The 8934-nt window shown below is 64.7% G+C and carries 7 protein-coding genes and 1 pseudogene; 6 read left to right on the forward strand and 2 right to left on the reverse strand.

The window, feature by feature from the left end; all coding sequences use genetic code 11:
- Nucleotides 1–1745, reverse strand: a pseudogene (locus tag ACLP2E_RS04910) (GH36-type glycosyl hydrolase domain-containing protein); the annotation flags it as partial.
- Between the two features lie 197 nt (nucleotides 1746–1942).
- Here ACLP2E_RS04910 and ACLP2E_RS04915 point away from each other — a divergent pair.
- A complete protein-coding gene (locus ACLP2E_RS04915) occupies nucleotides 1943–2692 on the forward strand; it encodes a sulfite exporter TauE/SafE family protein (RefSeq protein WP_442461775.1) in 750 nt (249 codons plus the stop codon).
- A gap of 13 nt (nucleotides 2693–2705) precedes the next feature.
- Entirely contained in the window at nucleotides 2706–3713 is a 1008-nt protein-coding gene (locus tag ACLP2E_RS04920; RefSeq protein WP_442465311.1) for an NAD(P)H-quinone oxidoreductase, read from the forward strand.
- 36 nt (nucleotides 3714–3749) lie between these two features.
- Here ACLP2E_RS04920 and ACLP2E_RS04925 read toward each other — a convergent pair whose 3' ends face one another.
- Nucleotides 3750–5003 carry a tetratricopeptide repeat protein gene (locus ACLP2E_RS04925; protein ID WP_442465312.1) on the reverse strand — a complete coding sequence of 418 codons (1254 nt, stop codon included), beginning with the start codon at nucleotides 5001–5003 and terminating at the stop codon, nucleotides 3750–3752.
- Nucleotides 5004–5208: 205 nt separating this feature from the next.
- Between ACLP2E_RS04925 and ACLP2E_RS04930 the strand changes: the two genes are divergently transcribed.
- From ACLP2E_RS04930 to ACLP2E_RS04945, 4 genes are all read left to right on the forward strand, one after another.
- Nucleotides 5209–5706 carry a SixA phosphatase family protein gene (locus ACLP2E_RS04930; protein WP_442461772.1) on the forward strand — a complete coding sequence of 166 codons (498 nt, stop codon included), beginning with the start codon at nucleotides 5209–5211 and terminating at the stop codon, nucleotides 5704–5706.
- Nucleotides 5707–5789: 83 nt separating this feature from the next.
- Nucleotides 5790–7271 carry a YcjX family protein gene (locus ACLP2E_RS04935; RefSeq protein WP_442465313.1) on the forward strand — a complete coding sequence of 494 codons (1482 nt, stop codon included), beginning with the start codon at nucleotides 5790–5792 and terminating at the stop codon, nucleotides 7269–7271.
- Complete coding sequence (locus ACLP2E_RS04940; RefSeq protein ID WP_442461770.1) at nucleotides 7268–8311, forward strand: YcjF family protein; 1044 nt, start codon at nucleotides 7268–7270, stop codon at nucleotides 8309–8311. The genes ACLP2E_RS04935 and ACLP2E_RS04940 overlap by 4 nt, the downstream gene beginning before the upstream one ends.
- Before the next feature lie 213 nt (nucleotides 8312–8524).
- Nucleotides 8525–8934: hypothetical protein (locus ACLP2E_RS04945; RefSeq protein WP_442465314.1), on the forward strand; the 410-nt coding region annotated here is incomplete at its 3' end.

Below are 8934 nucleotides of genomic sequence, written 5' to 3' on the forward strand. Positions count from 1 at the left end.
AGGAAGGCGTAGATGATCGGGGCCATCCACAGGCCCCAGCGCAGCACGACGATGGCGTTGTCGGCCAGTTTGCGCATGCCCACCGCGCTGAACAATTCCCGCAGGGGGCCCAGATCGCGCTTCAGCAGCGCGGTGAGGAAGAACAGGTTGATGCTGAACAAAGGCGCGGCGAAAATCCACTGGATCACGCCGGAGAGCGATTCCAGATAAAAAAGCTTCACCCCGCCATCGACCATGCCCATGTGCATGGCGCCCCATTTGGAGAAGAAGGGCGTGATCACGTAAGCGTTGTCCGCCCGCCCGGCGGCGGAATAATTGACCAGCACGTGATCGTTGAAATGGGCCTGCACCACGGCGAGCTGGCCGACATCGAAATACCAGCCGACGGCGCCGCCGACCACGCCGCCGACCAGCACGCCGAGCGCGTAAACGCGCCAGCTGCGGGTCTTCCCGCGCAGGCCCGCGGCCATGCCGGAAAAGTCGCGGTAAAGCAGCGCGCCGACATAGGCCAGCGCCCCGAAGGCGAAGCCGAACAGGAAACGCTGCGCGCCGAAGGCCGCCGGCAGGTCGTGGCGGAAGGCCGTGAGCAGCCCGACGCCGACGATGGCGCCGCAGACGAAATTACCGGCGCCGCGATAGGCGCGCGACAGGCGAAGGGTGAAGGGCGGCGTGGAATCGGTGGATTCGAGGATGGTCCGCGCCAGCGGGAACAGCAGCGCCCCGGCGAGCGCCGCGCCGACCGGACCGGAGCCAAGCAACAGCCCGACCGCCTCGGGTTGATTGACGAAACTCTGCACGGCGAGCAGAAGCGCGACGAACACCGAACCGTAGACCGCGCCCTTGCCCGCGCCGGAGCGCCAATAGCCATAGAGCCTCGGCGCCACCGGCGGCGCGTCGTGGAGAATGTCGCCGAGCACGCCGGTGACCAGATAGACCTGCGCCCAAAGCCCCGCCTGGGCCAAGGCGGCCGCCAGTGCCGCGCTGAGAATGCGCAGGGGCGGCCATAGTCCCGCGACCTCGGCGAGCGATCCAAGTTCCGCGATCGGCGGCGTCGCGGCGGCGGCATAGGCCGACATCAACAGGATCTGGTGCAGCTTTACGCCCGGCGCCAGCCGGCGACCCATGGCGAGGCAGGCGCCGTGGACGATGGCCTCGTTGATGACGAACAGGATCGCGCCGCGCAGCACAAGGCGCGACAGCGGCAGGGCGGCGCCGCCGAGGAGCGCCGCCGCCGCGCGGTCGAGCAGCGGCGAGCCAAGCCCCAGCAGCAGGTTGAACAGGAAGGGCAAGAGGAAAAGCGCCAGGCAGGGGAGCGGCCCGGCGCGGACGCCGCGCCGGCTCAAGCCGATGACGCCGGCCGCCAGATAGAGCCCGGCGGCGACCACCACGGCGGGCTGCGACAGGCGCAAGAGGTCCAGCGCGTTCACCGGCAGCGACCACAGCGGCAGGCCGGGCGCGGCAGCCAGGCCGAAGCAGGCCAAGGCGGCGAAATCGATCCCGAAAAGGCTGCGCCCGCCGCCGCGCTTTCCGATCAAGAAGGGGGCGGCTCCGCCGCCTTGGCCGGTCAAGGCGATGCCGAAGCCGCGCAAGGCCAGGGCGCCGAGCAGTCCGCCATAAATGGCGTAAGTCGCGTCGCCCCTGGCCAAGGTCCAGAGCGCGCCGACCAGCAGGAAGGCGCTGACAAGTCGCAGCATGCCCCCGGACGCCGGCGCCATGATCTTGGTTTGCGGGGAGGGAGCCAACATGCGGAGCCTTCGAACGGTTTCTGACGTTTAGCGCTAAGTAGCGGCGAATCGATGCTGGTCTTTAAACCTATCATCCGAGTTACGAAACTGGTGCTTTCGCATTCACCAGCGCCGCTTGGCGCGCCAAAAGGCGCCATCGATCTGGCATATGGCGCCTCGCCATGCCAGATTGCCGCGCGATTCACCCAGGCGCCCCGATGCAGCTGTTTCTTGTCGTACTCGCCGGCTTTGGCGCGGGTTTCATCAACGCCTTGGCGGGGGGAGGCTCGTTCCTGACCTTTCCTTCTCTGCTGGCGGCGGGCCTGCCGGCGATCGACGCCAACGCCACCTCGACCATCGCACTTTTCCCGGCGCAGGTGGCGACCACCTATGCCTATCGCGACACATTGGGGCAGTCTCTCGACGACCCGCGCATAAACGGCAGGATCCTGGCGATCATCTCGCTGGTCGGCGGCCTGGCCGGCGCGCTCCTGCTGCTCGCCACGCCGGAAAGCATTTTCGAACGTTCGGTGCCCTTCCTGCTGGGCGGCGCGACCCTGGTCTTCGCCTTTGGCATGGTGATGCCGAAGGAAACGGAAAAGCAGTTGTTAGGTCCTGTGGGCATATTGGTCGTGCACGCTTTGGTGTCGATCTACGGCGGCTATTTCGGCGGCGGCATCGGCATATTGATGCTGGCGGCGCTGACCCTTTACGGCCTGCGCGACATCGTGCTGATGAACAGCCTGAAAATGCTGCTCGCCTCGCTGATGAACGCCACCGCCACCGCCGCCTTCGTGTTTTCCGGCAAGATTCACTGGCTGGAGGCGGTCGTGCTCTCCGCCGGCTCGATTGCCGGCGGCTTCGCCGGCGCCCATGCCGGATCGCGCATTCCACCGCTCTATGTCCGCCTGTTCGTGATATTCATCGGCGTGGTGTTGAGCCTTCACTTCTATTTCAAAACCGCCTGACGGGAGCCGACTCATGACCGCCTTGCCAACATCCATGCGCGAAGTGTTTTTCGACGGCGCCGGCGGACCGGAGGTGATTTTTGTCCATGACGCGCCGGTTCCCTCGCCCGGACCGGGCAAAGTTCTCGTCGAGGTCGTCGCCGCCGGAATCAACCGTCCCGATTGTATCCAGCGCGCCGGCCTCTACCCGCCTCCATCAGGCGAAAGCCAGATTCCCGGACTGGAAATCGCCGGACGCATCGTTGCCCTCGGCGAAGGCGTCGGAAACTGGGCCCTGGGCGATGAAATCTGCGCTCTGGTCGGCTCCGGCGGCTATGCCGATTATTGCGTCGCCGACGCCGACCTTTGCCTGCCAAGACCCAAGCCGCTGAGCCTGATCGAGGCGGCGGGCGTGCCGGAAACCTATTTCACCGTCTACGACAATGTCTTCACCAGGGGTCGGCTGGCGCCGGGGGAGACCTTTCTGGTTCATGGCGGATCGAGCGGCATTGGCTCCACCGCCATCCAGTTGGCGAAACACTTTGGCGCGAAAGTCTTCGCCACGGCGGGTTCGGTGGAAAAATGCGCCTTTTGCGAAAAGCTCGGCGCCGACGCCGCGATCAATTACCACGAGAAGGACTTCGTCGCCGAGGTGAAAGGCCTGACCGGCAAGAAGGGCGTCGACGTGATCCTCGACATGGTCGGCGGCCCCTATCTGCAGAAAAACCTCGCTGCTCTGGCGCCCGACGGGCGGCTGGTGCAGATCGCCTTTTTGCAGGGCAGCCGTGTGGCCGATTTCGATTTCATGAGCCTGATGCTCAAGCGCCTGACCCTGACCGGCTCAACCCTGCGCGCCCGGCCGCTGGCGGTGAAGGCGGCCATCGCCGGCGCTTTGCGTGAAAAGGTCTGGCCCCTGCTCGAAAGCGGCGAGGTCAAGCCGATGATCCACGCGACCTTCCCTCTGGAACAGGCCCGCGCCGCGCACGAACTGATGGAGACTTCAGCCCATCTGGGCAAGATCGTCCTGCTGACTGGCAAATAATCGCCGGTCAGCCAAAAAATCGCCGGTCAGAATGACTCATTGTCCTGGACGCAGCGCCCCGTCCCCAACCGCATCGGTTTTCGGCGCGGCGTCGGCTTTGGGCGCGACGTCCGCGTGCGGAGCGGCTTCACTTTGCGGCGCGGAGTCGGTTTGCGGCTCGCTCTCAGGCTTCGGCGCAGCCACGGCGGGTTCGAGCTTTTTCATCTCGGCGGCGGCGACAAAATACTCGGTGAAATTCCTCGGACAGATTTCGATCGCCCTGCGCAGAAAGGGCGTCGCCTCGTCCGTGGCTTTTTTCAGCAGACGCTCCTGTCCGACATAGAATTGCGCTTCGCATTTCTCATCGGAACTGCTGGCGGCGGCCAGTGTTTGGGTTGCGTCTTTGGCGCCAAGGAAGAACTCGACCACCGGCCATGGCCATGCCGTCTGCGAAATCTTCGCCGCTCCAGCCTGCAATTCGCCCTTGGCGTCGGCGCCGTCGCTGGCGAGAGCGATGAAACGCCACAGCGCGGCATAGGCGTTCTTCGGATTGAGCGTCAGCGCCTGTTTCAGGTTTTCCGCAGCCTTGCCATTGTCGCCCTTGGCGAAATAGGTCGTGCCGCGATCGTACCAGGCTATGGCGTTGTCAGGGGCGATCTCGATGACCTTGTCGAAGTCCGCCAGGGCCGAATCGGCGTCACCCTTGGCGACCCACGCGCCTCCCCGGCCGATATAGGCCAGGACGCTTTGGTCATTGATTTCGATCGCCCGATTGTAATCGGCAATCGCTTTGTCGTATTCGCCCTTGGTGAGCAGAAGATCGCCGCGATTGGCGAAGATCGCGACGTTTTTGCCGCCCACCTCGGTCGCCTTGTCGTAATCGGCCAGGGCCTTCTCGGGATTGCCCAGCTTTTCAAAGACTTCGCCGCGCATTTGGTAGGCAAACCAGCTTTGGGGGTCCTGCTCGACCGCCTGATCGCAATTGGCGAGCGCCTTTTCCGTCAGCCCCTGCGCCTTGTAGATGATGCAACGGTTGACATAGGCCCAGGCGATTTCCCTGCCTTTCCATCTGCCGGATGCGATCAAGGCGCTGCAGCCGTCAAGGCGCGCCTCGGGGGAAAAGGCCCCGCGTTCGTTGGCGCAGGCGGTCGCAGCCGGGGATTGCTTCGCCTTCTGGGTTGGAATGACGCGAGCATTCCCTACAGGCGGAAAGAAATCCATGGGGACCTGCACCTTGTCCTCAGCCAACGCGGCGCCGGCGGCGACACTCGCGCCCAGCGACGACGCCAAAAGCCAAACAGCAGCTTTCATGAATACCTCCCGGCCTGTTCAGGCTCGCATAGCGCGATTCCACCCACGTTTGGCCAAGCGTTAGCCCATCCCCGCCATCGACAAAAGCCGAAAATTTTCGATTTCGCGGAAGCGCGGGTTTGTAGAGTTGCAGCGGCGAAAATCCCGATGCGTAAATCCAGATGGTTGTTGCCGACCCGTCTAAAAACCGTGCTAGCTTGCCGACATGCGCCGACTGTTTCTCTTCCGCCACGCCGAAGCCGTCCATTCCAGCAAATACAGCGACCGGGAAAGGCCGCTCACTCCCGCCGGCCGGGAAAAGGCGGCGCGGGTCGGCGCCTTTCTCGCCGAAACCCGCCAGCGGATCGACCTCGTGGTGATCTCGGACGCCGTCCGCACCCGTGAGACCTGGGATGTGGCGCAGGCCGAATATGGCGAGGCGCCGAAAATCCGCGTCGAAAGGAAGCTCTACCACGCGGAGCGGCGCGACCTGATGGACCTGGCGCGCGAGGCGCCGGACGAGATCGAGGCGGCGATGATCATTGGTCATAATCCGGCCTTCGCCGAATTTTCCGCCCAGTTCGCCGGTTCCGGCGAGCGCGACGCCCTCGCCCGCCTCTCGCTGGGTTTTCCACCGGGCGGGCTGGCGATCTTCGACGTTGACATCGAGCAATGGCGCAAATTGCGCTGGGGCGCCGGCGAACTCACGCGCTTCCTGGCCTGACGCCGGAAAGCCGGCTTAAATTTTTCGCAATCGTGCTTAGATGACCTGTCAGGGTCGAGCTATTGACCCCGCCGGAGATTGCCTTGTCCACTTTCGCCGATCTGATTGCCGAAGCGCGCAACAGCGCCGCCAACCTCTCGGAACTCCTCCGGGGAAAAGGCTTGCGTCTGGGCGTCACCGGCCTGTCGCGCGCCGGCAAGACCGTGTTCATCACCGCCCTCGCCCAGCACCTGACCGCCCTCGGGAGGCAAAAGAATCCGGGGCAAAAGAATCCGCTGCCGGTGTTTCGCGTCGCTTCGGAAGGGCGCCTGATCGGCGGGCGGCTGGAGCCCCAGCCCGACGATCATATCGCCCGTTTCGCCTATGAGGACCATCTCGCCGCCCTGACCGGCCCCGACCGCCACTGGCCGCAATCGACGAAGCAGATTTCCGAATTGCGGCTTTGCCTCGATTTCGAGCGCTCGCGCGGATCCGGCGGCCCTTCGCATTTCACCATCGATATCGTCGATTATCCCGGCGAATGGCTGCTCGATCTGCCGCTGCTGGAAAAATCCTATGCGGTCTGGTCGCGCGAGACGCTGGAAGCCAGCGCCGCCGCCGCCCGCGCCCCTTTCGCCGCCGACTGGCGCGGATTCGCCCAAAGCCTCGACCCGTCAGGCCCGGAAGACGAATCCGTGGCGCGCCGAGCGGCGGAAATGTTCACCGCCTATCTGCGCGCCGCGCGCGGCGACGCCTATGCGCTTTCGACCCTGCCGCCCGGCCGCTTTCTCATGCCCGGCGACCTTGAAGGCTCCCCGGCCCTGACCTTCGCGCCGCTGCCGTTGCCGGAGGGTTACGAGGCCATGCCGGCGACGCTGGCGGCGATGATGGAGCGGCGCTACGAGGCTTACAAAACCTATATTGTGCGGCCGTTCTTCCGCGACCATTTCGCCCGGCTCGACCGCCAGATCGTGCTGGTGGACGCTTTGTCGGCGCTCAATTCCGGTCCCGCCGCGCTGCGCGACCTGCAGACCGCGCTCAACGACGTGCTCGGCGCCTTCCGCATCGGCAGGTCCAATCCGCTGACAAAACTATTCCGGCCGCAGATCGACAAGATCCTGGTCGCGGCGACCAAGGCCGACCATCTCCATCATATGAGCCACGACCGGCTGGAGGCGATCCTGCGGCAACTGACCGCCCGCGCCATAGCCCGTTCGGAATTTTCCGGCGCCAAGGTGGATGTGATCGCCATGGCTGCGGTGCGGGCGACGCGCGAGGTCGCGGTGCGGCGCGGCCGCGAGACCCTCGACGCCATCGTCGGCACGCCGCTGGCGGGGGAAAGTCTCGACGGCGAGGTTTTCGACGGCGAGAGCGAGGCGGCGATTTTCCCCGGCCTGTTGCCGGCCGATCCCCGCGCCGCCTTTCGCGGCGACGCGCTGGCCGTGCCCGAGGGCGAGGCCGATTATCGCTTCCTGCGTTTCCGCCCGCCGGCGCCGACATTGGGGCCGGATGGCGCGATCCAGCCTCTGCCCCATATCAGGCTCGACCGCGCCTGCCAGTTCCTGTTCGGAGACCGGCTGAAATGAGCGAAGAAAAGAAACCAAGGCCGCGCGCTTTCCGGCTCGACCCCGCAACCGGGAGCGATTTCGTCGTCGAGGACCGGCCCGATCCCTATCAGGCGGAAGCCGAACTGCTGGTCGGCGACGCCGCCGAACAGGCCGTGGAGGTAGCGCAGGGCCGCGAGATTTTGCGCGGCGGCGGCTTTTCCTGGGTCGGGCTGTTATTCTCGGCGCTCGGCGGCCTGGCGACTTTCGCCTTTGGCCTGTGGCTCAACGGGCTGATCGAGGCGCTTTTCGCCCGTTCCGCCGCGCTCGGCGCCATCGGCCTCGGCCTCGCCGGCATCGCTCTTCTGGCGCTTCTGGTGCTGCTGGGCCGCGAAATCTTCGCGACCTTCCGCCAGCGCCATATCGCACTTTTACATATCGCGCTCGCGCGAGCGCATGGCGCCGACGACCGCGAGGCGGCGCGAAAGCAAGTCGGCGAACTGGCGAAACTTTACGAAAAGCGCCCTGAAACAGCGGCCGTGCGGAAAAACCTCGGCGAATTGCGCGGCGAGATCATCGACGGGCGCGACCTGATCGACATTGCCGAGCGGCAATTGATGCCCCCGCTCGACCATTCGGCGCGCAGCGAGATCGCCGCCGCCGCCAAGCGCGTCTCGCTGGTCGCGGCCCTGAGCCCGCGCGCCTCGATCGACATGATTTTCGTCGCCTTCCAGGCTTTGCGCCTGATCCGCCGCATCGCCGAAATCTACGGCGGCCGGCCGGGAATGCTCGGCGCCTGGCGCCTCGCCCGCGCAGTGGGCGCCCATCTCGCCATCACCGGCGGCATGGCGCTTGGCGACAGTCTGGTGCAGCAGATTCTTGGCCACGGAATAGCGGCGAAAATTTCCGCGAGGCTGGGCGAAGGCGTGCTCAACGGCATGCTGACCGCGCGGATCGGCCTTTCCGCCATGGCGGTCTGCCGCCCGATGCCGTTTTTCGCGCAAAAGCCGCCGGGCATCCGCGACGTCGCGCCCTTCCTGTTCGGCGATGGCGGCGCGAGCGCCGAGACGCCCAAGGTTTGACGGGTCGGACAGAGGTCCAGTGGAAGGCTCCAACCCGCTGGATCGACCGCGCCGGACAAGGATCCTTCTGATTTGAAAGCATTTTTTTGCACAATCGATTCATTGTTTTAATAAAACACCGTAATTGATCCAAGTCATTACGAAATCAATCAGATTATGCTAGGCGTTTGCTTAAGCTTGAAAGTGGCAAGTCTCTCTTTCAAGGAGGTTCACATGAAAATCCGCAACTTTGCTGTCGCCGCCTTTTTAGGCGTCGCGTGCTTCGCTTCGGCGGGCGCTCAGGCCGCGACTTTCGAGATCACCTATAGCGGGCAAGGCACGTCCGGGACCGCGTGGGTCACGGGGACCGCCGTCGGCGGAGGCGAATACGACCTCACCAGCGGTGTGCTTCACTCGAACACCCTTGGCAACCAGAAGCTCGTCCCGGGATCGGGCAGCTTCGAAAACACCAACGGCGACGTTTTCGTCTACGATAACAAACTTTTCGTGCCTGCAACCGCGCCGGCTTCGCCGGATGGAGCAAACTTGACCTATGCCGGCGGCATCGTCTTCCAGACTGCTTTGCCGAGCAAAAAGGACATTTACTTCTCGGCCTATTATCAGGGCGTCAACAACCCGACGAT

This window comes from Rhodoblastus sp. (genome assembly GCF_052145335.1).
Taxonomy (GTDB): Bacteria; Pseudomonadota; Alphaproteobacteria; order Rhizobiales; family Beijerinckiaceae; genus Rhodoblastus.